The organism is Pseudomonas sp. BC42, assembly GCF_021560055.1.
Taxonomy (GTDB): Bacteria; Pseudomonadota; Gammaproteobacteria; order Pseudomonadales; family Pseudomonadaceae; genus Aquipseudomonas.
Map to the genome: position 1 here is coordinate 1,135,152 of NZ_CP091067.1, position 21,932 is coordinate 1,157,083.

General features: G+C 62.4%; 24 protein-coding genes and 1 tRNA gene. 8 read left to right on the forward strand and 17 right to left on the reverse strand.

Translation table 11 applies throughout. From position 1 onward, the window contains the following. The first annotated feature begins 49 nt into the window (after positions 1-49). Positions 50-337: an antibiotic biosynthesis monooxygenase gene (locus L1O02_RS05310; RefSeq protein ID WP_060844605.1), complete on the forward strand. Its 288-nt coding sequence runs from the start codon at positions 50-52 to the stop codon at positions 335-337. 205 nt (positions 338-542) lie between these two features. Beyond that, the gene (locus L1O02_RS05315; protein WP_235759672.1) at positions 543-1,430 is read left to right on the forward strand and encodes an AraC family transcriptional regulator; all 888 of its coding nucleotides are present in this window, start codon (positions 543-545) and stop codon (positions 1,428-1,430) included. Between the two features lie 279 nt (positions 1,431-1,709). Here the strand turns inward: L1O02_RS05315 and ychF are convergent, their stop codons facing one another. From ychF to L1O02_RS05355, 8 genes are all read right to left on the reverse strand, one after another. Next, complete coding sequence (gene ychF / locus L1O02_RS05320) at positions 1,710-2,810, reverse strand: redox-regulated ATPase YchF (RefSeq protein WP_016967414.1); 1,101 nt, start codon at positions 2,808-2,810, stop codon at positions 1,710-1,712. Positions 2,811-2,833: 23 nt separating this feature from the next. Continuing rightward, positions 2,834-3,418, reverse strand: coding sequence for an aminoacyl-tRNA hydrolase (gene pth, locus L1O02_RS05325; protein WP_060841030.1), 585 nt, complete (start codon positions 3,416-3,418; stop codon positions 2,834-2,836). 168 nt (positions 3,419-3,586) lie between these two features. Beyond that, positions 3,587-4,186 carry a 50S ribosomal protein L25/general stress protein Ctc gene (locus L1O02_RS05330; protein WP_060841029.1) on the reverse strand — a complete coding sequence of 200 codons (600 nt, stop codon included), beginning with the start codon at positions 4,184-4,186 and terminating at the stop codon, positions 3,587-3,589. Between the two features lie 139 nt (positions 4,187-4,325). Next, positions 4,326-5,267 (reverse strand): ribose-phosphate pyrophosphokinase, encoded by a 942-nt coding sequence (locus L1O02_RS05335; protein WP_003171603.1) that lies wholly within the window; start codon positions 5,265-5,267, stop codon positions 4,326-4,328. A gap of 47 nt (positions 5,268-5,314) precedes the next feature. Further along, a tRNA-Gln gene (locus L1O02_RS05340) sits at positions 5,315-5,389 on the reverse strand. 36 nt (positions 5,390-5,425) lie between these two features. Further along, positions 5,426-6,271, reverse strand: a complete 846-nt coding sequence (gene ispE, locus L1O02_RS05345; protein WP_060844602.1) for a 4-(cytidine 5'-diphospho)-2-C-methyl-D-erythritol kinase — start codon at positions 6,269-6,271, stop codon at positions 5,426-5,428. A gap of 6 nt (positions 6,272-6,277) precedes the next feature. Further along, complete coding sequence (gene lolB, locus L1O02_RS05350; protein ID WP_108545214.1) at positions 6,278-6,895, reverse strand: lipoprotein insertase outer membrane protein LolB; 618 nt, start codon at positions 6,893-6,895, stop codon at positions 6,278-6,280. A gap of 4 nt (positions 6,896-6,899) precedes the next feature. Then, positions 6,900-8,624 carry a tetratricopeptide repeat protein gene (locus L1O02_RS05355; protein WP_060841026.1) on the reverse strand — a complete coding sequence of 575 codons (1,725 nt, stop codon included), beginning with the start codon at positions 8,622-8,624 and terminating at the stop codon, positions 6,900-6,902. Positions 8,625-8,807: 183 nt separating this feature from the next. Here L1O02_RS05355 and hemA point away from each other — a divergent pair, with 183 nt between their 5' ends. The 6 genes from hemA to L1O02_RS05385 all read left to right on the forward strand — a co-directional run bounded on the left by hemA (position 8,808) and on the right by L1O02_RS05385 (position 14,162). After that, on the forward strand, positions 8,808-10,082 hold the full coding sequence (hemA, locus tag L1O02_RS05360; protein ID WP_016965522.1) for a glutamyl-tRNA reductase: 1,275 nt from the start codon (positions 8,808-8,810) through the stop codon (positions 10,080-10,082). Continuing rightward, positions 10,082-11,164, forward strand: coding sequence for a peptide chain release factor 1 (gene prfA / locus L1O02_RS05365; protein ID WP_060841025.1), 1,083 nt, complete (start codon positions 10,082-10,084; stop codon positions 11,162-11,164). Before hemA ends, prfA begins: the two co-directional genes overlap by 1 nt. Continuing rightward, complete coding sequence (prmC, locus tag L1O02_RS05370) at positions 11,165-11,995, forward strand: peptide chain release factor N(5)-glutamine methyltransferase (RefSeq protein ID WP_060841024.1); 831 nt, start codon at positions 11,165-11,167, stop codon at positions 11,993-11,995. Then, the gene (locus L1O02_RS05375; protein WP_060842014.1) at positions 11,989-12,744 is read left to right on the forward strand and encodes a molybdopterin-synthase adenylyltransferase MoeB; all 756 of its coding nucleotides are present in this window, start codon (positions 11,989-11,991) and stop codon (positions 12,742-12,744) included. Before prmC ends, L1O02_RS05375 begins: the two co-directional genes overlap by 7 nt. Next, entirely contained in the window at positions 12,737-13,528 is a 792-nt protein-coding gene (murI, locus tag L1O02_RS05380; protein WP_060841023.1) for a glutamate racemase, read from the forward strand. Before L1O02_RS05375 ends, murI begins: the two co-directional genes overlap by 8 nt. Before the next feature lie 115 nt (positions 13,529-13,643). Further along, entirely contained in the window at positions 13,644-14,162 is a 519-nt protein-coding gene (locus tag L1O02_RS05385; RefSeq protein ID WP_060841022.1) for an acyloxyacyl hydrolase, read from the forward strand. A gap of 8 nt (positions 14,163-14,170) precedes the next feature. Here the strand turns inward: L1O02_RS05385 and L1O02_RS05390 are convergent, their stop codons facing one another. Genes L1O02_RS05390 through L1O02_RS05430 form a run of 9 tightly spaced genes read right to left on the reverse strand, consistent with a single transcriptional unit; the run spans position 14,171 to position 21,932 of the window. Beyond that, positions 14,171-14,476, reverse strand: coding sequence for a YkgJ family cysteine cluster protein (locus L1O02_RS05390; protein ID WP_047306050.1), 306 nt, complete (start codon positions 14,474-14,476; stop codon positions 14,171-14,173). Positions 14,477-14,530: 54 nt separating this feature from the next. Beyond that, the gene (locus tag L1O02_RS05395) at positions 14,531-15,046 is read right to left on the reverse strand and encodes a DUF2878 domain-containing protein (RefSeq protein ID WP_015636971.1); all 516 of its coding nucleotides are present in this window, start codon (positions 15,044-15,046) and stop codon (positions 14,531-14,533) included. Next, entirely contained in the window at positions 15,039-16,310 is a 1,272-nt protein-coding gene (locus tag L1O02_RS05400; protein WP_060844597.1) for a cyclopropane-fatty-acyl-phospholipid synthase family protein, read from the reverse strand. Before L1O02_RS05400 ends, L1O02_RS05395 begins: the two co-directional genes overlap by 8 nt. Beyond that, the gene (locus L1O02_RS05405) at positions 16,297-17,112 is read right to left on the reverse strand and encodes a DUF1365 domain-containing protein (RefSeq protein WP_060841019.1); all 816 of its coding nucleotides are present in this window, start codon (positions 17,110-17,112) and stop codon (positions 16,297-16,299) included. Before L1O02_RS05405 ends, L1O02_RS05400 begins: the two co-directional genes overlap by 14 nt. After that, positions 17,109-18,356, reverse strand: a complete 1,248-nt coding sequence (locus tag L1O02_RS05410) for an FAD-dependent oxidoreductase (protein WP_060844596.1) — start codon at positions 18,354-18,356, stop codon at positions 17,109-17,111. Before L1O02_RS05410 ends, L1O02_RS05405 begins: the two co-directional genes overlap by 4 nt. Then, entirely contained in the window at positions 18,353-19,123 is a 771-nt protein-coding gene (locus tag L1O02_RS05415) for an SDR family NAD(P)-dependent oxidoreductase (RefSeq protein ID WP_060841017.1), read from the reverse strand. The genes L1O02_RS05410 and L1O02_RS05415 overlap by 4 nt, the downstream gene beginning before the upstream one ends. Next, positions 19,120-19,545: a nuclear transport factor 2 family protein gene (locus tag L1O02_RS05420; protein ID WP_060844595.1), complete on the reverse strand. Its 426-nt coding sequence runs from the start codon at positions 19,543-19,545 to the stop codon at positions 19,120-19,122. Before L1O02_RS05420 ends, L1O02_RS05415 begins: the two co-directional genes overlap by 4 nt. Next, positions 19,538-20,983 (reverse strand): deoxyribodipyrimidine photo-lyase, encoded by a 1,446-nt coding sequence (phrB, locus tag L1O02_RS05425; protein WP_235759673.1) that lies wholly within the window; start codon positions 20,981-20,983, stop codon positions 19,538-19,540. The genes L1O02_RS05420 and phrB overlap by 8 nt, the downstream gene beginning before the upstream one ends. Before the next feature lie 13 nt (positions 20,984-20,996). Further along, positions 20,997-21,932 (reverse strand): MerR family transcriptional regulator, encoded by a 936-nt coding sequence (locus L1O02_RS05430; RefSeq protein WP_060841014.1) that lies wholly within the window; start codon positions 21,930-21,932, stop codon positions 20,997-20,999.

Below are 21,932 nucleotides of genomic sequence, written 5' to 3' on the forward strand. Positions count from 1 at the left end.
CCTGCTATCGACGAAGTTGTTTTTAGTTGAATAAAACTGGAGAACTAATATGTCCGTCAATCTTGTGATCAGCTTCAATGTCAAAGAAGAAAAGCTGCAATCGTTCAAGGACATCATGAACGACGTTAAGCTCAATCTGCCGAAGGTGGACGGTTGCCAAACAGTCAGGATCCTCAACCACTTGGAAGATCCACTCGCGTTCACGCTGGTGGAAGCCTGGGATTCGCGGGAAGTGCACGGCGCCCACGTCGAGCAGATGATCTCGAGCGGTCAGTGGAGCCTTATCGTCGAGCATCTGAGCAGTACGCCGGTCAGCGGTTACTTCAGCGAAGTTTGATGGCGTAACGTCAGCGGCAGGGCGCGTGCGACGACTCCGGCGCCATCTTGGGCAGGCATGCGCTACTGGCTGTTATGTGTTTTCTGCTATTTTCCCCAACTCCTGTTCCGTCCCGAACGTCCTGGCCGTTTGGACAGCAGTATGTCGCGCTGCTGGATAGCGCCCTGTGCAAATGGGGCGGCCCATTTGTTGAGAAACCATAGCAATGACACTCGAAGTAGTACCGGCGGCGCTTTATTCGATGCGCAACGTAAAGCCGATTCTCGCTGACGGTCGTTCGTCCATCCTGCATAAAACCCTTGAAACGAACCTGGAAAACAAGGCGATCTATATCGCCACGCCGTTGATCGTCTATATAAAGCAGGGCAAGCAGATTATTCGCGACTATGACGCCATGGCCCATGTCGTCGACGAGAATCATCTGATATTCCTCTCCAAAGGTGTTTACACGGTATCGGACTACGTCACCGGCAACGATATCTTCGAGGCGCTGCTGTTGTTTTTTGACGACAAGCTGATCGCCAAATACCTGTCGAGCGCGGCCGGTGCAGGCAACTTGCACGCCGACGGCCTGCAGAAAAGCGTGCACGGCACTTATACCCTGCACGCTAACGAGCAGATTCGGCGTTATATCGACTCTCTGAACTATGTCTACAAGGGCGCGGAGGGTTCCGACGCGTTGCTGGAGTTGAAACTGCTCGAACTACTGCACCTGATCGCTATCCAGGACAAGTCCTTGCGTTTCCTGCGTGAGCTGTCCTGCGGCGGCAGCCATAAGCGCCGGCCGATCACCGACTTCATGGAGCAGTACTATTCCCACAAGCTGAAGATTGAAGACTATGCCCTGCTGACTGGACGCAGCGTGTCGACCTTTATTCGCGACTTTAGGCGCAGCTACGACACCACCCCGAACCGCTGGATCATCGAAAGAAAACTCGATATCGCGCATCAACTGCTGACGGCTAGAGATTATTCCGTCACCGACGCGGCTGTGGAGGTGGGATATGAAAATACCTCCCACTTCATCAAGGCCTACAAGCAACGCTACGGTGTCACGCCGAAGAAAGCCAAGACCTTCGCGGTGCAACTGTAGCCAGGCAAGGCCCAAGCCCCCGCTGCTGCGACAGGGTGTGGTTGGGCATGGTTGTCGGCCGTGAGCATCGGTGCTGCCTGAGATGAGCTGTATTTTTCGGGTACACCTGACAATGCCCAGCCCCCCAAAACGCATGCACCTGCGCAGTCGTCTGTTGCGTAGGGGGCAGGAGCCTCATGCACGCTGTAGAAACGAAGAAGCCCCGAAAATCGGGGCTCCCACGGGGTTTTCAGGCGTCTGAGGCAATCCGCAGACAGCTCCTGAAAGGCTATCCAGGTTTTACACGTTGAAGCGGAAGTGCATCACGTCGCCATCCTTGACGATGTATTCCTTGCCTTCCAGGCGCCATTTACCGGCTTCCTTGGCCCCGGCTTCACCCTTGAACTGGATGAAGTCGTTGTAGGCGATGACTTCGGCGCGGATGAAGCCTTTCTCGAAGTCGGTGTGGATCACGGCGGCCGCTTGTGGCGCGGTGGCACCGACACGCACGGTCCAGGCGCGAACTTCCTTCACCCCGGCGGTGAAGTAGGTCTGCAGGTTGAGCATTTCGTAGCCAGCGCGGATCACCCGGTTCAGGCCAGGCTCTTCCAGGCCCAGGGCCTCGAGGAACATGTCCTTTTCTTCGCCGTCTTCAAGCTCGGCGATTTCCGCTTCGATCTTGTTGCACACCGGCACCACCATGGCGCCTTCTTCTTCGGCGATGGCCTTGACCACGTCCAGCAGCGGGTTGTTCTCGAAGCCGTCTTCGGCAACGTTGGCGATGTACATCACCGGCTTGGTGGTCAGCAGGTGGAAGCCGCGGATGATCAGCTTCTCATCGCTGCTCATGTCCTTCATCAGGCTGCGGGCCGGCTTGCCTTCGGTGAAGTGGGCGATCAGTTGCTCCAGCAGGGCTTTCTGGGCCACGGCATCCTTGTCGCCGCCCTTGGCATTGCGAGCGACTTTCTGCAGCTGTTTCTCGCAGCTGTCGAGGTCGGCGAAGATCAGCTCCAGGTCGATGATCTCGATGTCGCGCTTGGGGTCGACGCTGTTGGACACGTGGATCACGTTGTCGTCTTCGAAGCAGCGGACCACGTGGGCAATGGCATCGGTTTCGCGGATGTTGGCCAGGAACTTGTTACCCAGGCCTTCACCTTTCGAGGCACCGGCCACCAGGCCGGCGATGTCGACGAACTCCATGGTGGTCGGCAGCACGCGCTCCGGCACGACGATCGCCGCCAGGGCGTCCAGGCGCGGATCGGGCATCGGCACGATACCGCTGTTGGGCTCGATGGTGCAGAAGGGGAAGTTCTCGGCCGCGATCCCGGACTTGGTCAGGGCGTTGAACAGGGTGGACTTGCCGACGTTAGGCAGGCCGACGATGCCGCAATTGAATCCCATGGTGTATTCCCCGAGGAGTAGAGTCAGGCCTTCTGGCTGTGCAGGTTTTTCATCGCGCGGTTCCATTCACCGGCGAAGATATCCGGCAGCACGCCGAGGGCAAAATCGATGCTGGCATCGAGTTTTTCCTGTTCGGCGCGTGGCGCACGACCCAGGACAAAGTTTGAAACCATACTGGCAACACCTGGGTGGCCGATGCCGAGCCGCAGGCGGTGAAAGGTATTCTGATTGCCGAGCTGCGCGATGATGTCCCGCAGTCCGTTGTGCCCGCCATGCCCGCCGCCGGTCTTGAGCTTGGCGACGCCGGGAGGCAAGTCGAGTTCGTCGTGGGCCACCAGGATTTCTTCCGGCTTGATGCGGAAGAAGCCTGCAAGCGCCGCCACGGCCTGGCCGCTGCGGTTCATGTAGGTGGTGGGAATCAACAGACGAATGTCCTGACCCTGGTGACTGAAGCGCCCGGTCAGGCCGAAATATTTGCGATCGGCGACAAGGTTCACACCTTGTTTTTCAGCGATGCGCTCAACAAAAAGGGCCCCTGCGTTATGCCGGGTCTGTTCGTATTCGGCGCCTGGATTACCCAGGCCAACGATCAGTTTGATGGCAGTCACGATAGGGGCCCTTCTTTGGAGTGGTGGATAACATCGCCGCAACCGGTGCTACGGCGAAAGGGGACGACAAAAGCTTGGTTGCCTTGCGGCAAACTTCGCGTTCTCGCCCGCTTTCTCGCTACGTTCCAGTCCGCGATGTGTTCCGCTCAACTCCGGCGTCAGAGTGAATTACTCTGCTGCGCCTTCTTCTTTCTCAGAAGCAACACGTGGTGCGTAGACGTTGGCTACTGCCAGGTCGTTGCCGTGTGCCAGAGCAACAAACTCAACGCCTTTAGGAGCGGTGAGGTTGGACAGGTGGATCACGGTGCCGATGTCGGTCTCGGTCATGTCGACTTCGATGAACTCAGGCAGGTCTTTCGGCAGGCAGGAAACTTCGATCTCGGTGGTAGCGCGGAAGATTTCGCCGCCTTTCTTGATCGGTGCCGCTTCGTTGATCAGGTGCACTGGAACCATGGCGGTCAGTTTCTGACCGGCAACTACGCGAACGAAGTCAGCGTGCAGCACGTGGCCTTTGGCTGGGTGACGTTGCAGGGCCTTGATCACGACGTTCTGCTTGGTGCCACCAACGTTCAGCTCGATGATGTGGCTGTAGGCAGCTTCGTTTTCCAGCAGCTTGGCTACTTCTTTGGCCAGCATGCTGATGGACTCAGGGGCTTTGTCGCCACCGTAGACTACAGCTGGAACCAGGCTTGCGAGACGACGCAGGCGGCGGCTCGCACCTTTCCCCAGGTCGGAACGCAGTTCAGCATTCAGAGTAAAATCGTTCATGTTGTATCTCCAAAATAACCACACTCGCCCCAGCGTTTGCGACCAGCGCTAAAGGCGATATGGGCAAAAAAGCCCCGTCCCAACAGAGGTTGGGACGGGGCGCTTTTCGTCATCGGGATGTTTTACCGGGGACAGGCCCCTAGCGGAACATCGCGCTGATCGATTCTTCATTGCTGATGCGGCGGACCGCCTCGGCAACAACCGGTGCGATATCCAGTTGGCGGATACGCGCACAGGCTTGTGCTGCAGCGGACAGCGGGATGGTGTTGGTCACCACCAGCTCGTCCAGCACGGAATTTTCAATGTTTTCGATGGCCCGGCCCGACAGCACAGGGTGTGTGCAGTAGGCAAAGACCTTGGCTGCGCCATGCTCTTTCAGGGCCTTGGCCGCGTGGCACAGGGTGCCGGCGGTATCGACCATGTCATCGACCAGAATGCAGGTGCGTCCTTCGACGTCGCCGATGATATGCATCACTTCGGAGTGATTGGCTTTCTCACGACGCTTGTCGATGATCCCGAGATCAACGCCCAGGGACTTGGCCACGGCACGTGCACGCACGACGCCGCCAATGTCCGGGGACACGATCATCAGGTTTTCGAAACGCTGGTCTTCGATGTCATCCACCAGAACCGGGGAGCCGTAGATGTTATCTACCGGAATATCGAAGAAGCCCTGAATCTGGTCAGCATGCAGATCAACCGTGAGAACACGGTCGATGCCGACTACGGTAAGCATGTCAGCAACGACTTTCGCGCTGATAGCCACACGTGCGGAACGCGGACGGCGATCCTGACGGGCATAACCAAAATAAGGAATAACAGCAGTGATACGAGTCGCTGAGGAGCGGCGGAAGGCATCAGCCATCACGACGAGTTCCATCAGGTTATCGTTGGTCGGAGCGCAAGTCGGCTGAATAATGAAGACGTCTTTACCGCGGACATTTTCATTGATCTCGGCAGTGATTTCGCCGTCGGAGAATTTTCCAACAGAGATGTCACCGAGAGGGATATGCAGCTGACGTACTACACGCCGAGCCAGATCGGGGTTAGCGTTCCCCGTAAAGACCATCATCTTGGACACGCGCAGTACCTGAAGGCTGAGGGTATACCTGGATGAGTATAGGAAAATGGCAGGGGCGGCTGGATTCGAACCAACGCATGGCAGGATCAAAACCTGCTGCCTTACCGCTTGGCGACGCCCCTGTATCTGTTGCTTCGAGTACCTGATACTCGATTCCTTTAGAGCAGACCTTGCAGCTTGCGATGCAACATCGAAACGTTGCTTCCTTTTGCTACAAACCCTGTAAGGGTCTCTGTAAGAAGGGCCGAGACTTTATCAGCTTCAGCTTTGCTTGGGAAGCCCCCAAACACACAACTTCCAGTTCCAGTCAGTTTTGCTTCGGTAAATTTACCTAACAAATTCAATGCGTTACGTACTTCTGGATAACGCCTTGCGACTACCGGAAGGCAGTCATTTCTGCTGTTTCCCTTGGGAACGGGGCGCACTTTAATGGGCGGAGTGTCACGTGTCAACAGCGGATCTGAAAAAATTTCTGCTGTACTTACAGACACTTGCGGGACCAGTACCAGATACCAGGGTTCTTCGGGATATTCAGGGCTGAGTTTTTCCCCTACGCCTTCGGCGAACGCTGCACGGCCGCGTACGAAAACCGGAACGTCGGCCCCCAGGGTCAATCCCAGTGCCGCGAGGCGGTCTTCATCCCAGCCCAGTTGCCAGAGATGATTCAGACCCAGCAGGGTCGTGGCGGCGTTGGAGCTGCCGCCGCCGATGCCGCCGCCCATGGGCAGGATCTTGTCGATCCAGATATCGATGCCCTGGGTGCAGCCGGATTGTTCCTGCAGCTTTTTCGCCGCCTTGACGATCAGGTTGCTGTCGTGGGGCACCCCCGGGAAGTCGGTGTGCAGGCGAATGACGCCGTCGTCACGCAGGGCGAAGGTGATTTCATCGCCGTAGTCGAGGAATTGGAACAGGGTCTGCAGCTCGTGATAACCGTCTTCACGGCGACCGAGGATATGCAGCATCAGATTGAGCTTGGCCGGGGAGGGCAGGGTCAGTTTTTCCATGCTCGGTCACTGCCCCAGCTTGCGCGGCTGCCATTCCTTGATCACCAGGGTGACGTCAAGGTCGCTGCCATGCAGTTTGATGCGTTCGGGCAGCCAGTAGCCGTTCTGCTCGGAATAGCTGCTGTATTCCACTTGCCAGCCATCCTGTTCCAGGCTGGCCAGGTGGCTGTCGCCGTCCAGGGTCAGGCGGCTCTTGCTGTCGGGGGCGGGCAGGCCGCGAACCCACCAGGCCAGGTGGGAAACCGGCAGTTTCCAGCCGAGCTGTTCTTCAAGCAGGGTTTCCGGGCTGGTGGCTTCATAGCGGCCCTGGTTGGCCACTTCCAGGCTGACCTGGCCGGGGCGCCCGGTCAGGCGAGCCGCGCCGCGACCCAGTGGGCCGGAGAGGCGGATGTCGTAATAATCCTGGCGTTGCAGCCAGAACAGCGTGCCGCTACCGGAATCCTTGGGCGCGCGGATGCCGATCTTGCCGTTGATCTGCCAGCCATCGAGGTCGGTCAGCTGGTCCTTGTGCTGGCGCCATTGGGCGGGGTTGCCCTGGCCCTGGACTGATTCACGGGCGCCAAAGCCGGCGCAGCCGGCCAACAGGGCGATGAAGCTGAAAACAATGAAGTGGCGCAAAAACATGGTCTTAAAGAGTCTCTGATCCGGTCAGGCGTTTGATGGTGTCGCGCAGGACAGGGCTATCGGGCTGGTCCTTGATGAACTTGCTCCAGATCTGCTTGGCCTCGCGCTGCTTGCCGTTGTTCCACAGCACTTCGCCCAGATGCGCCGCGACTTCCTGGTCGGGGAAGCGTTCCAGGGCCTGGCGCAGCAGCCGCTCGGCCTCGTCGAGGTTGCCCAGGCGGAAGTTCACCCAGCCCAGGCTGTCCATGACCGCCGGGTCGTCCGGGGTCAATTGGTGGGCCTGTTCTATCAGCACCTTGGCTTCGGCGTAGCGGGTGGTGCGGTCCGACAAGGTGTAGCCCAGGGCATTCAGGGCCATGGCGTTGTCCGGCTCGCGCTGGATGATCAGGCGCAGGTCTTTTTCCAGTTGCGCCAGATCATTGCGTTTTTCCGCCTGCATGGCGCGGGTGTAGAGCAGGTTCACGTCATCGGGATATTGCTGCAGGGCTTGCTGGATGGCTTTCCAGGCCCGGTCCCCCTGATTGTTCGCCGACAGGGTTTCGACTTCGACCAGGTACAGCTGGATGGCGTAGTCGGGCTGGGCATCGCGGGCGGCTACCAGGCGTTTTTGCGCCTCGTCGGTACGACCGTTGCTCATCAGGATATCGGCCTGGCGCAGTTGTGCCGGCAGATAGTCGTTGCCCGGGCCGACCTGGGCATACTCGATCAGTGCCCCTTGCGGATCGTTCAGTTCTTCGGCGATCCGTCCCAGGTTCAGGTGGGCGGAATCTTCGTGGCTTTCCCGGGCAATCAGGTCTTCCAGGTAGCCCTTGGCCTCTTCCCAAGCCTTGGCTTCCAGGCACACCAGGGCCAGGGAGTAACGCAGTTCGTCATCTTCCGGATACTGCTGGACCAGGCTGGAGAACTGAGTCTTGGCGTCCTCCATGCGGTCCTGCTCCACCAGCATGCGGGCGTAAGTCAGGCGCAGGCGCTTGTCATCCGGGTACTTGCGGATGCTTTTTTCCAGCAGTGGCAAGGCTTCCTTGCCGCGGTTCAGGCTTTGCAGCAGGCGGGCACGCAGCAGCAATGGCGCGACTTCGCCGTCTTCCGGCGGGTTCTGCTCCAGCAGGGTCAGGGCATCCTTGGCGTCGCCGTCCTGTTGCATCAGCAGGGCCTTGCCGAAGATCAGCTGGCTGTTGTGCGGGTGTTTCTGCAGCAGCCGGTCGAAGCTTTTCATCAGGCCGTTGCGGGTGTCCTGGTCGGTGTCGGCAGCCGACAGCGCCAGAAAGTCGAAATGGGTGTCGCCCTTGCCCTGCAGGACCTTCTCCATATAAAGCAAGGAGTCGTCATAACGACCGGCGCGGGCCAGCTGGATGGCGGCAGCCCGTTGCGCTTCCAGGTCGTCGGGGGCGTTCTTGGCCCAGATCAGCGACGTGTCCAGGGCCGCCTGATCGGCGCCCAGGTATTCGGCGATGCGAAAGGCTCGCTCGGAAATCCCCGGATCCTGGGTGTTGATGGCCTGGGTCACGTAGTTGTCCAGGGCAATGTCGAAACGATTGCGCTGACCCGCCAGCTCAGCGCTCAGCAGGCTGAAGATGGTGTCTTCACTGAACGAGGAATAAACCTTGGGCTTTTCAGGGGCGGGGGTGCTGTCTTCCACCGGCGACGTAGCGTCCGATGAAACGGGAGCCAGTGATTGGCAACCGCTGAGGAAGACAAGGGCGAGGAGCAACGCGGAGGATCTATTCATATAGGAAGAGGGCGACTAACCTGCGGTCGGATCATCATGACACAAGCCTTCGGTCAAACATAACCGAGACTCAACGGGATGCCAGAACAGAGGCAGTCTATTAGGACAATAGTCGGCGGTAGTTGTTCTGCGTCTGTCGAAGTAGGACAATTGCCGGCTTCTCGACATCATCAGCGACCTTGAATGGCCTTCCTTGCACTCGGTATTAACCACAAGACTGCTTCTGTAGACGTCCGCGAGCGCGTGGCCTTTACCCCTGAGCAGTTGGTTGAGGCCTTGCAGCAGCTCTGCCGACTCACCGACAGCCGCGAAGCTGCGATCCTCTCCACCTGCAATCGCAGTGAACTCTATGTAGAACAGGATCATCTTTCTGCGGATGTGGTGCTGCGCTGGCTGGCGGACTATCACCACCTGAGCCTAGACGAGCTGCGCGCCAGTGCCTATGTGCATGAAGACGATGCGGCAGTTCGTCACATGATGCGGGTGGCCTCGGGCCTGGATTCGCTGGTGTTGGGCGAGCCGCAGATCCTGGGGCAGATGAAGTCCGCCTACGCCGTGGCCCGTGAGGCCGGCACCGTCGGTCCGCTGCTGGGGCGGCTGTTCCAGGCCACCTTCAGCGCCGCCAAGCAGGTGCGGACCGATACCGCCATCGGCGAGAACCCGGTGTCCGTGGCGTTTGCCGCGGTAAGCCTGGCCAAACAGATTTTCAGCGATCTGCAGCGCAGCCAGGCGTTGCTGATCGGCGCGGGCGAGACCATTACCCTGGTGGCCCGGCACCTGCACGACCTGGGGGTCAAGCGCATCGTCGTGGCCAACCGCACCCTGGAGCGCGCCAGCCTCCTGGCGGAGCAGTTCGGCGCCCACGCGGTGTTGCTATCGGACATTCCCCAGGAGCTGGTGCACAGCGATATCGTCATCAGTTCCACCGCCAGCCAGCTGCCGATCCTTGGCAAGGGCGCAGTGGAAAGCGCACTGAAGCTGCGCAAGCACAAGCCGATTTTCATGGTGGATATCGCCGTTCCCCGGGACATCGAGCCTGAAGTCGGCGAGTTGGACGACGTTTACCTCTATACCGTCGATGACCTGCACGAAGTGGTCGCGGAAAACCTCAAGAGCCGTCAGGGCGCGGCCCAGGCCGCCGAGGAGCTGGTGAACATCGGCGCCGAGGACTTCATGGTGCGCTTGCGGGAATTGGCGGCGGTGGACGTGCTCAAGGCCTATCGTCAACAGAGCGAGCGCCTGCGTGACGAAGAACTGCAGAAGGCTCTGCGCCTGTTGAGCAATGGCTCCAGCGCCGAGGACGTACTGGCCCAACTGGCCCGTGGCCTGACCAACAAACTGCTGCACGCGCCGAGCGTGCAGCTGAAAAAGCTGTCCGCCGAAGGTCGCCTCGATGCGCTGGCCATGGCTCAAGAACTCTTTGCCCTCGGTGAGGGCTCATCGGATAAAACCCCGTAATGAAAGCGTCACTGCTCAGTAAGCTGGACATTCTCCAGGATCGTTTCGAGGAACTGACCGCCTTGCTCGGCGATGCTGAGGTCATTTCCGATCAGGCCAAGTTCCGCACCTACTCCAAGGAGTACGCGGAAGTCGAGCCGATCGTTGCCTCCTACAAACAGGTACTCAAGGTCCAGGCCGATCTCGAAGGCGCCCAGGCGCTGCTCAAGGACAACGACCCGGACCTGCGGGAAATGGCCGCCGAGGAAGTGCGCGAGGCCAAGGAGCAACTGGCCGAGCTGGAAAGCGCCTTACAACGCATGTTGCTGCCCAAGGACCCCAACGACGGGCGCAACGTGTTCCTGGAAATCCGCGCCGGCACTGGCGGTGACGAGGCGGCGATCTTTTCCGGCGACCTGTTCCGCATGTATTCGCGCTACGCCGAACGGCGTGGCTGGCGGCTGGAGATCCTCTCGGAAAACGAGGGTGAGCACGGCGGCTATAAGGAAGTCATTGCCCGGGTCGAAGGCGAGAACGTCTACGGCAAGCTCAAGTTCGAGTCCGGCGCGCACCGTGTGCAGCGCGTGCCGGCCACCGAATCCCAGGGTCGCATCCACACCTCTGCGTGCACCGTGGCGGTGCTGCCCGAGCCGGACGAACAGGAAGCCATCGAGATCAACCCGGCGGACCTGCGCATCGATACCTATCGCTCCTCGGGCGCCGGCGGCCAGCACGTGAACAAGACCGACTCGGCGATCCGCATCACCCACATTCCTTCGGGGATCGTGGTGGAGTGCCAGGAAGAGCGTTCCCAGCACAAGAACCGGGCCCGGGCCATGTCCTGGCTGTCGGCCAAGCTCAACGACCAGCAGACCAGCGCCGCGGCCAATGCCATCGCCAGCGAGCGCAAGCTGCTGGTGGGCTCGGGGGATCGCTCCGAGCGCATCCGCACCTACAACTTCCCCCAGGGCCGGGTCACTGACCACCGGATCAACCTGACCCTGTATTCCCTGGACGAAATTCTCGCCGGGGGCGTCGAGGCAGTGATTGAACCGCTGCTGGCCGAATACCAGGCCGATCAACTTGCGGCATTGGGTGAGTAAATGACCATCATCGCCAGCCTGCTGCGCGCAGCTCAATTACCCGATTCGCCGACGCCGCGCCTGGATGCCGAGCTGCTCCTGGCGGCGGCCCTGGGCAAGCCCCGCAGCTTCCTGCACACCTGGCCGGAACGCATCGTGCCCAGCGAAGCCGCGCTGCTGTTCGCCGAGTACCTGCAACGACGTCGTTCCGGCGAGCCGGTGGCCTACATCCTTGGGCAACAGGGTTTCTGGAAGCTGGATCTGGAAGTGGCACCGCACACCCTGATTCCGCGCCCCGACACGGAGCTGCTGGTGGAGGCGGCGTTGGAACTGCTGCCAGCGACCCCGGCCAAGGTCCTCGACCTGGGCACCGGTAGCGGCGCGATCGCTCTGGCCCTGGCCAGCGAGCGTCCGGCCTGGAAGGTTACGGCCGTGGATCGGGTGCTGGAAGCCGTGGCCCTGGCCGAACGCAACCGCCAGCGCCTGCAACTGGACAACGTCACGGTGCTCAGCAGCCACTGGTTCAGCGCGGTCGAGTCCCAGCGCTTCCACTTGATCGTCAGTAATCCCCCCTACATCGCCGAGGCCGATCCTCATCTGGCGGCCGGCGATGTGCGTTTCGAACCCGAAAGCGCCCTGGTGGCGGGCAAGGACGGTCTGGACGACCTGCGCCTGATCGTCGACCAGGCCCCGCAGCACCTGGAAGCCGGTGGCTGGCTGATGCTCGAGCATGGCTACGATCAGGCTGGCGCGGTGCGCGAATTGTTGACGGCCCGGGGGTTCATCGAAGTCCACAGCCGCATCGACCTGGGTGGTCATGAACGCATCAGCCTCGGGTGCCTGCCGTGCTGACCGATCAGGAGCTGTTGCGCTATAGCCGGCAGATTCTGTTGCAGCACGTCGACATCGATGGCCAGTTGCGCCTCAAGCAGAGCCGGGTACTGATTGTCGGCCTCGGCGGCCTTGGTGCCCCGGCGGCGCTGTACCTGGCTGCGGCCGGGGTCGGCGAGCTGCACCTGGCCGACTTCGACAGCGTGGACCTGACCAACCTGCAGCGCCAGATCATCCACGACAGCCAGAGTGTCGGGGTCAGTAAGGTGGATTCGGCCATCAGCCGGCTGTCCGCCCTCAACCCGGAAATCCGCCTGGTGCCCCATCGCCAGGCGCTGGACGTCGACAGCCTGGCCGCCGCCGTGGCCGCGGTGGACCTGGTGCTTGATTGCTCCGACAACTTCAGCACCCGCGAGGCGGTGAACGCCGCGTGCGTGGCGGCCGGCAAGCCCCTGGTCAGCGGTGCGGCGATTCGCCTGGAAGGACAGTTGTCGGTGTTCGACCCGCGCCGCCCGGAAAGCCCTTGCTACCACTGCCTGTACGGGCATGGCAGCGAAGCCGAGCTGACCTGCAGCGAGGCCGGAGTGCTCGGTCCGCTGGTGGGCACCGTGGGCAGCCTGCAGGCGCTGGAAGCCCTGAAGCTGCTGGCCGGGTTTGGCGAGCCTCTGGTGGGTCGACTGTTATTGATCGATGCCCTGGGGACGCGCTTTCGTGAGCTGCGCGTCAAGCGTGATCCCGGTTGCAGCGTTTGCGGAGTTCAGCATGAGTGAAGCGCCCGTTGCGGTGTTCGATTCCGGTGTTGGCGGTCTGTCGGTACTGGCGGAAATTCAGCGCCTGCTGCCCAACGAATCACTGCTGTACTTTGGCGATTGCGGGCATATTCCCTACGGCGAAAAGACCCCGGAGTTCATTCGCCAGCGTTGTGCCCTGATGGCGCGCTACTTCCGCGAGCAGGGCGCCAAGGCCCTGGTCCTGGCCTGCAACACCGCCACCGTGGCCGGCGTGGCCGATCTGCGCCGCGATTACCCGGACTGGCCCATCGTCGGCATGGAGCCTGCGGTCAAGCCCGCTGCGGCGGCGACCCGCAGTGGGGTGGTCGGGGTGCTGGCCACCACCGGCACCTTGCAGAGTGCCAAGTTCGCCGCCTTGCTCGATCGCTTCGCCGCGGATGTGAAAGTGGTCACCCAGCCCTGTCCCGGCCTGGTGGAAATGATCGAAAACGGCGACCTCGACAGCAGCGCCCTGCGGCAACTGTTGCAGGGCTATGTCGAACCGCTGCTGGCGGCCGGCTGCGACACCATCATCCTGGGGTGCACCCACTATCCGTTTCTCAAGCCGGTGCTGCTGCAGATGCTGCCGCCCCACATCAGCCTGATCGACACGGGCGGCGCCGTTGCCCGGCAGTTGCAACGCCTCTTGGACGAGGGCGAGCTACGGGCCCGGGGCCCGGCCCGGGAGACTCGTTTCTGGACCAGCGGCGACGTCCCGCACTTTGTCCACGTGTTGCCGCTTTTGTGGAAAGGCCCTGCTAGCGTTCAGCGTTTCGAGTTGTGAAAAAAACCTGAAAAACCCTCGACCGTAGCTGAACTTCCGAGCGCGCGCAGGCTTCTATAACTTTTCCAGAAGGTTGTACAAGACCATAGGTAACCGTTGAAAAAGGACGTTCCTGATGAAGCGACTGTTGTGTTTGGCCGCGCTGGCGGCCGGGTTGTTGGGGCACAGTTTTTCCGCGCAGGCGGCCGGAGTCGAGTTCTCCGTGGGACAAACCGGCGATTCGACCCAGACCTACCGCCTGGGTATGCAATGGGACTGGGACAAGAGCTGGCTGCAAAGTGATGTCGGTCGCCTGACTGGGTACTGGAGCGGCGCCTACACCTATTGGGATGGCGACAAGAAATCGAGCAATCACAGCCTGTCGTTTTCGCCGGTACTGGTCTATGAGTTCGCCGGGGCCCGCGTCAAGCCTTACATCGAGGCGGGGATCGGGGTGGCAGCCTTTGCCCACACCGAGGTCGAGGACAACAAGCTCGGCTCATCCTTCCAGTTCGAAGACCGCATCGGTTTCGGCCTGCGTTTCGCCGGCGGGCATGAAGTCGGGATCCGCGCCACCCATTACTCCAACGCCGGGATTCAAACCCCCAACGACGGTATCGAAAGCTACGCGCTGCATTACACGATGCCGCTCTGAGACCGCTATCAGCGATACGCCGTGGCGATTCCCCGGCGTTCGCTCAAGCAATCGGCCTCTCCCAGCTCGAACTCGCGACAGATCAGTGGCCGCAGCTCATAGATGCTGCAGCGCATGCTGTCGCGGTCCAGGGCCGCGCACCAGCCGTCGTCCAGGCGGCGCATGACTTCGCCGCCCCAGTCGTCGGTGTCGATAAAGCGTTCGGGCACCCCGGTGTCGGTGATCAGCATCACTTCCAGCTGGCAGCAGCAGGCGGCGCAGGTCGAGCAACTGATGGCCGGTTCGGGGACGGGGACAACGGGAATGGTGATCATAGGCGCGCAGTGTAAGGCAGTCGGCCCCTGCTGTGGGAAAGCCCGGACGGACGCTCAGTCCGGGATGGCTGCCTGCGGTTCTTCCGCAGTGGGGCGTGCGAGCACGTGCAGCAGCGGCAGCAGCATGCTCCACAGCAGTCCCAGCCCCAGCAGGGTTGGCCACAGGCCATAGGCAAAGCTCACTCCGGCCAGGCGGCCCCCGGCGTAATAGGACAGCGGTCCGCACAGTGCGCCAACCAGGCAGGTCAGCCACCAGGGCCGGGCGGTCCACGCCAGGCAGTGGCGCAGAGTGGTTCCCAGCAAGGCCCAGAGCACGATCAGCCACAGGGGAATCAGCAGGCTCACTTGCTGGAACTGGAACACCCCCAGCCAGTGCAGGAAGCTGTCCAGGGTAATGCCGGTCAGGGCGACCCCGAAAATCATCCGGCCTTCCGCGGCCCAGCTGCCGATCCAGCGAAAATGCGCCAGCAGGATCGCCACCCCCAGCAGCAGCCAGGCGCTGTCGCCGGACAGTACACAGATGAACCAGCCCAGCTGGAACAGCAGGGCGTTGGCCAGTTGTTTACGCATCGAAACGGCCCAGCAGGGGTTGCGGCACCGCCGAGGGTTTGGCCAGGAGCATCTGCGCGGTGCCGATGCTGCGCTCCAGGAAACCGCCTTCGCAGTAGCACAGGTAGAACTCCCACAGGCGCAGGAAGTACGCGTCATAGCCCAGCTCGCTCAGGCGGCCGTGGGCGCGGCGGAAGTTCTCGTGCCACAGGCGCAGGGTGCGGGCGTAGTGCAGGCCGAAATCCTCCATGTGCAGCAGGTTCATGTCGGTGTCGCGGCTGACCACTTCGAGCATCTTGTGCACGCTGGGCAGGGCGCCGCCGGGGAAGATGTAGCGCTGGATGAAGTCCACGCCGTTCTTCGCCTGTTCATAGCGCTGGTCACGGATGGTGATGGCTTGCAGCAGCATCAGGCCGTTGCTTTTGAGCAACTTCGCGCACTGCTGGAAGTAGGTGGGCAGGAAGCGGTGGCCCACGGCTTCGATCATTTCGATGGACACCAGCTTGTCGTAGTGCCCGTTCAGGTCGCGATAGTCCTCCAGCAACAGGGTCACCCGGTCCTGCAGGCCGGCGGCGTCGATGCGCTGGCGGGTATAGGCGAACTGTTCCTTGGACAAGGTGGTGGTGGTCACGCGGCACCCGTAGTTCTGCGCCGCATACAGCGCCATGCTGCCCCAGCCGGTGCCGATCTCCAGCAGGTGATCCTCGGGCTTGAGCGCGAGTTTCTGGCAGATGCGTTCCAGTTTGTTCAACTGGGCCTGCTCCAGGCTGTCGTCCTCGCTGCGAAATTGCGCGGCCGAATACATCATCGTGGGGTCGAGAAACTGCTCGAACAGTTCATTGCCGAGGTCGTAGTGGGCGGCGATGTTTTTCTGCGAGCCCTTGCGCGTGTTGCGATTGAGCCAGTGCAGGCCGCGTACCAAGGGCCGGCCGAGTCGCGCCAGGCCGCCTTCCATGGCATCCAGCACGTCCAGGTTGCTGACGAAGACGCGGATCACCGCCGTCAGGTCCGGGGTGCTCCAGTAGCCGTGGATGAACGCTTCGCCGGCACCGATCGAGCCGCTGCTGGCCACCAGCCCCCAGGCGCTGCTGTCGTGGATATGGATCTCACCCACCAAGGCTGCCGTGCGGTCGCCGAAGACCAGGCGCTCGGCGTTTTCGATGACCAGCAGTTGGCCGTGCTTGAGGTGCGCCAGTTGCCGCAGCACGCCGCGACGCAACAGGTTGGCGGTCAGGCTGTGGGTGCTGAACAGGGTATTTCTGGCCGATACGCTAGAGGATTTCATGGCGGCGATCCTTGGGTTGTACAGCGGCTGTGCGATAGGCGCCGTCGGCGGCCTCATGGGGAAAGAAGGTGATGCCCTTGGCGGTCAGGCGCAGGGCCTGCCAGTAGATGGCCAGGCAGGTCTTGGCGGTCATCCATGGAAAACTGCGCAGGTACTGGTGCAGGCTGCGGCGATCCAGGGCCTGGCGCTGCAGGCTGAGGGTGGCGTCGAATACCTTCAGATCACCCTGCCAGTCGGCCATGTGCACCCCGAGCCGCTCGGCTGGTGGGCTGAAGCTCATGCGGTACTCAAGGTCCCGGGGCAGGAACGGTGACACATGAAAGGCCTTGGCCACGGCGAAGTGCTGGTGCTCGGGAGCCGTGGCACTGTCCGGGCGGGCCGGCAGCACATAGTGATAACGCTCGCGCCACGGGGTATTGGTGACTTCACAGAGAATCGCCGCCAGTTGCCCGTCGGCCTCGAAGCAGTAGAAGAAACTCACCGGATTGAACGCCAGGCCCCAGCTGCGCACCTGGGTCAACAGGCGCACCGCGCCGCCCGGCACATGGCCGATGGCCGCGGCCACTTGCTGGCGTACCGCGTCGATCAGGCGCATGCCCTGGCCGGTGAAGTCTTTCAGGTAATCGCTTTCGCGGAAGGCGAAGGGGGCGAAACGGCTGCGGCCCGCCAGGGGTGAGAGTCCCAGCACCGCCTCCTGCTCGTCCAGGTCCAGGTACAAGAGGCCGATCCGATAGCGGAAGGCATGGTCCTTGGGGGCGAAGCGCCGGTGGCTGATCCAGCCGCTGTACAGGGCACTGTTCACAGTTGTTCACCAAAGGCCTGGGCCACGCGCAACGCACTGACCACGCCGTCTTCGTGAAAGCCGTTGGCCCAGTAGGCGCCGCAGTAGAAGCTGTGCTGGGCGCCTTGCAGCTCGCTCCAGCGGGCCTGGGCCGCCACCGCTTCGAGGCTGTACTGCGGGTGGGCGTAAGTGAAGCGGGCAAGGATTTGCGTCGGGTCGATGACCGCGGTCTGGTTGAGGCTGACGCAGAAAGTGGTGTCGCTCTTCAGGCCTTGCAGGATGTTCATGTCGTAGGTCACGGCGGCGGCTTTGTCGCCGCTGGCGTCCAGGCGGTAGTTCCAGCTGGCCCAGGCCAGGCGCCGGCGGGGCAGCAGCCGGGTATCGGTGTGCAGTACCACGTCATTGTCGGCGTAGGGCAGGGCCTGGAGAATCTCCCGCTCGGCCCGGCTGGGGCTGGCCAGCAGTTGCAGGGCCTGGTCGCTGTGACAGGCGAACACCACCTTGTCGAAGCGTTCGCTGCCGGCGGCGCTGTGGATCAGCACGCCGGTTTCGTCGCGCTCGACCCGTTGCACCGGGCAGTCGAGGCGGATGTGCTGGCGGAACGAGGCGGTCAGCGGTTCGATATAGCGGCTTGAGCCGCCTTCGATCACGCACCACTGGGGACGATTGTTCACCGACAGCAAGCCGTGGTTCTTGAAGAAGCGCACAAAGAACTGCAAGGGGAAACCGAGCATCTGCACCCGTGACATCGACCAGATCGCCGACCCCATGGGCACGATGTAGTGCTGGATGAAACGCTCGCCATAGCCCTGGTTTTTCAGGTAGTCGCCAAGGGTGGTGTCGGCGGCGATCCGCTGCTGCTGCAGATCGAGCAAGGCGGTTTTGTTGAAGCGCAGAATGTCCCGCAGCATGCCCCAGAACCCGGGCGACAGCAGGTTGCGCCGCTGGGCGAACAGGCTGTTGAGGTTGTTGCCGTTGTACTCCAGGCCCGAGGCCGGATCACACACCGAGAAGCTCATCTCGGTGGGTTTGAACTTGACCCCGATCTGGCCCAGCAGGCGGATGAAGTTGGGGTAGGTCCAGTCGTTGAAGACGATGAAACCGGTGTCCACGGATTGGGTTTCGCCGTTGTGGCTGACCTCCACGGTGTGGGTGTGACCGCCGATCCAGCTGCCGGCCTCGAAGACCCGGATGTCATGACGACGGTTGAGAACGTAGGCGCAGGTCAGGCCGGCGATGCCGCTACCGATTATGGCGATTTTCACGATGCACTCCCCGTGCGGGCCAGGCGTTTGGCGATGGCCAGTTGCAGGCGGCCGGGCAGCCAGGACAGCAGCTTGAGGCCGAAGATGAACGGGGCGGGGAAAGCGATCTCCAGATCCCGGTGTGACAGACGCTTGTGGATATGTCGGGCGGCCTTGGCGGCGGGCCAGCTCATGGGCATGGCAAAGTCGTTGCGCGCGGTCAGCGGGGTATCGACGAAGCCCGGGCTGACCACGGTGACGTCGATGCCCTCGGCGGCCAGGTCGATGCGCAAGGATTGCAGCAGGTAACGCAGGGCGGCCTTGGAGGCGCCGTAGGCGCCGGCCCGGGGCAGCGGCAGATAGGTCACGGAACTGGCCACGCCCACCAGGTGGGGCTGATTGCCGGCCCGCAACAAGGGCAGTGCGGCTTCGATGCAATAGCCGGCGGACAGCAGGTTGCTGTTGAGCACACGCTGGATCAGCGCCGCGTCGAATTGCTGCACGTCGATGTATTCACAAGTGCCGGCATTGAGAATCGCCGTGTCCAGGGCGCCCCAGGCCTGGGCGATGCGCTTGCCGATCTCGCGCACCTGCAGGGCGTCGGTGAGATCGCCGGGCACCACCAGCACCCGACCCGGATACCGCTGGGCCAGGGCCTCCAGGGGCTCGCGCGAACGGGCGCTGACGGCCACCTGGGCGCCGGCCTTGAGCAGCTCTTCGGCCAGCGCCGCACCGATGCCGCTGCTGGCACCGGTGAGCCAGATCCGCCGTGGCATTGCCGGGTTCATCCGAGCCTCCTTTTCAACCAGGCGATCACCGCGCCGAGTACCGGCAGGTGTTCATAGAGCAGCGCGCCGGCGTCGAAATAGTCGCGATGCCGATAAACCTTGTCGTCACGCCAATGCAGGTGCGAGCAGCCGGCGACCCGGACCAGCTGGCCAGCGCGCAGGCGCGGGTGGCGGTAGCTCATGGTCCAGCGCAGGTAGCCCTGGCCTTCGCCGCAGGTGTCGATGCCGTGGAAGTCGAAGCGCAGCTCGCTGACATTGGCGTACAGCTCGGCGAAGTAGTGCCGCAGGCGCGGCAAGCCATTGACCTCGTGCAGCGGGTCGGTGAACTGGATGTCCTCGCTGTAGAGCTGATCCAGGCGCTGCAGGTTGTGCTTGTCGAGGCTGGCGAAGTCCCGGGCGAAGCCATGGAGGAAGTCAGTCATGGGGGCCTCCCGCGTCCGGCCGCGCAGGCAGGGCCTTGAAGGCCGCCAGGGCACGATCCCGGGACATGGCCAGGTCGACCATGGGCGCCGGGTAGTCGGCGACTGCGAACAGGCCGCCCATGGCCCCCGGGTTGTGGATATCCTTTTTGTTCAACCCCGCCAGTTGCGGCAGCCAGTGCTTGATGAAGCGCCCTTCGGCATCGAAACGTTCCGACTGGCTGACGGGGTTGAAAATGCGGAAGTACGGCGCGGCGTCGGTGCCGGTGGAGGAACTCCATTGCCAGCCGCCATTGTTCGCCGCCAGGTCGCCGTCGATCAGGTGGCGCATGAAGAAGCGCTCGCCTTCACGCCAGTCGATCAGCAGGTTCTTGGTCAGGAACATCGCCACCACCATTCGCAGGCGGTTGTGCATCCAGCCGGTCTCCAGCAGTTGGCGCATGGCGGCGTCGATGATCGGCAGGCCGGTGCGGCCTTCTTGCCAGGCCGCCAGGTCTTCGGGGGCGTCGCGCCAGGCCACCGCCTCGGTTTCCGGGCGGAAGGCGCGGTGCCGGGAAACCCGTGGGTAACCGACCAGGATGTGTTTGTAGAACTCGCGCCACAGCAGTTCGTTGATCCAGGTGACGGCGCCGGGATTGCCGCTTTCGAACTCTCCCTGGTTGCAGCGCAAGGCGGCGTGCAGGCATTGCCGCGGCGAGATCACTCCGGCGGCGAGGTAGGGCGAAAGCTGGCTGGTGCCGGGCTTGGCCGGGAAGTCGCGTTCGCTCTGGTAGTAGTGGATCTGCTCGTCGGTGAACTGTTCCAGGCGGCCCAGGGCCTGATCTTCGCCGGCCGGCCAGAGGTCGCGCAGTGATTGGCTGGGGGACGGGAAGCCGTCGATATGACGGGGCACGGGATCGGCCTGGATCGACAGCGGCAATTGCGCCTTGGGGCTGGCGACCAGGGCCGGCAGTGCGCTGTGCAGGCGGCTGTAGCAGACCTTTCGGAACTGGCTGAATACCTGGAAGTAGCCGCCGCTCTTGGTCAGCACGCTACCGGGCTGGAACAGCAGTTGATCGAGGTGGCCCTGGACGCTGATGTCGGCCTCCTCCAGAACCCGGGTCACCGCGGCGTCGCGACGGCTTTCGTGGATCCCGTATTCCTGGTTGAAATGCAGCATGCGTACCTGCAGTTGCCGGCACAGTTCCAGCAAGACCTGGGGCGCCTGGTCCCAGGTGGCGGCGCTGCGGATCAGCAGGGGGATGTTCAGGCGGCCCAGGGCCTTGCTCAACGACTGCAGATTGCGCAGCCAGAAGTCGACCTTGCACGGCGCATCGTCGTGGGCCTGCCACTGCTCCGGGCTCAGCAGGTACACCGCTACGGTCGGGCCACGCTGGGTGGCGGCGCAGAGGGCGGTGTTGTCATGTAGGCGCAGATCGCTGCGCAGCCAGATCAATTGCATGCTGATTCCCGGTTCAGAAGAGTCCTCGCTCGAGCAGCGCCTGGCAGGCCGTTATCGGGTCCTGGGCCAGGTGCAGATCGGCGATTTCAGAGAGACATACGGACCACTCGGCGGGATGGATGCACACCGCGGGTCCGGCGATGAATTTTTTGCAGCCGATGCCGTTGAGCAGCCTGGGCAACTGCGCAGGGTTGAGGGCCTTGCTTGAATACAGCAGCAGGCCCCGGGCCTGCAGGCGTTCGACGGCCAGGGCCAGTTCGGCGCCGGGCAGTGGCCAGTCGAAGACTTCCACCGGGCAATCGGCGCTGCTGGCCAGCCAAGCGGTCAGCCACAGGTGGGGTTCCAGCGGCAGGTCCGACTGGTTGACCAGCAGCAGCGGTGGGGCCTGCAGCTGTCGATTGTTGTGGTAGATCCGTGCCCCCAGCTTGCTGCGCAGCCAGGAGTAGAAGAACACCTGCTCCATCTGGCTGCCGAACTGACCCTGCCAGCGCTGCTCCAGTTCTGCCAGCAACGGCATCAACAGGTGCTCGCACAGGGTGCGCGGCGGATACAGGGCCATGGCCTGGTTGAAGGTGTCGTCGACCTTGCGCTCGGCCAGTTGGCTGATCGCCAGGCTCAGGGTCTGGCGCAGGCGCTGCCAGTCGTTCTCGGCCGGTGTGCTGGCGCTTGGGGCGCTGTCCAGCAGGTGCTTGACCTGGCTGACCGCCACCCCGCGATTGAGCCAGGTGAGGATGGTGAGGATTTCCTGCACCTGCTCCTGGGAGTACAGGCGGTGGCCCTTTGGGGTGCGCAGGGGCACGATCAGTCCGTAACGGCGCTCCCAGGCGCGCAGGGTGACGGCGTTGACCCCGGTCTGGCGCGCCACTTCGCGAATCGGCAGCCAGCCTTCATCCAGGGCGCGCCGGTAGTGGGCGCTGTTGTCTTCGGCCTGTTGATCGAGTGCTTTCAT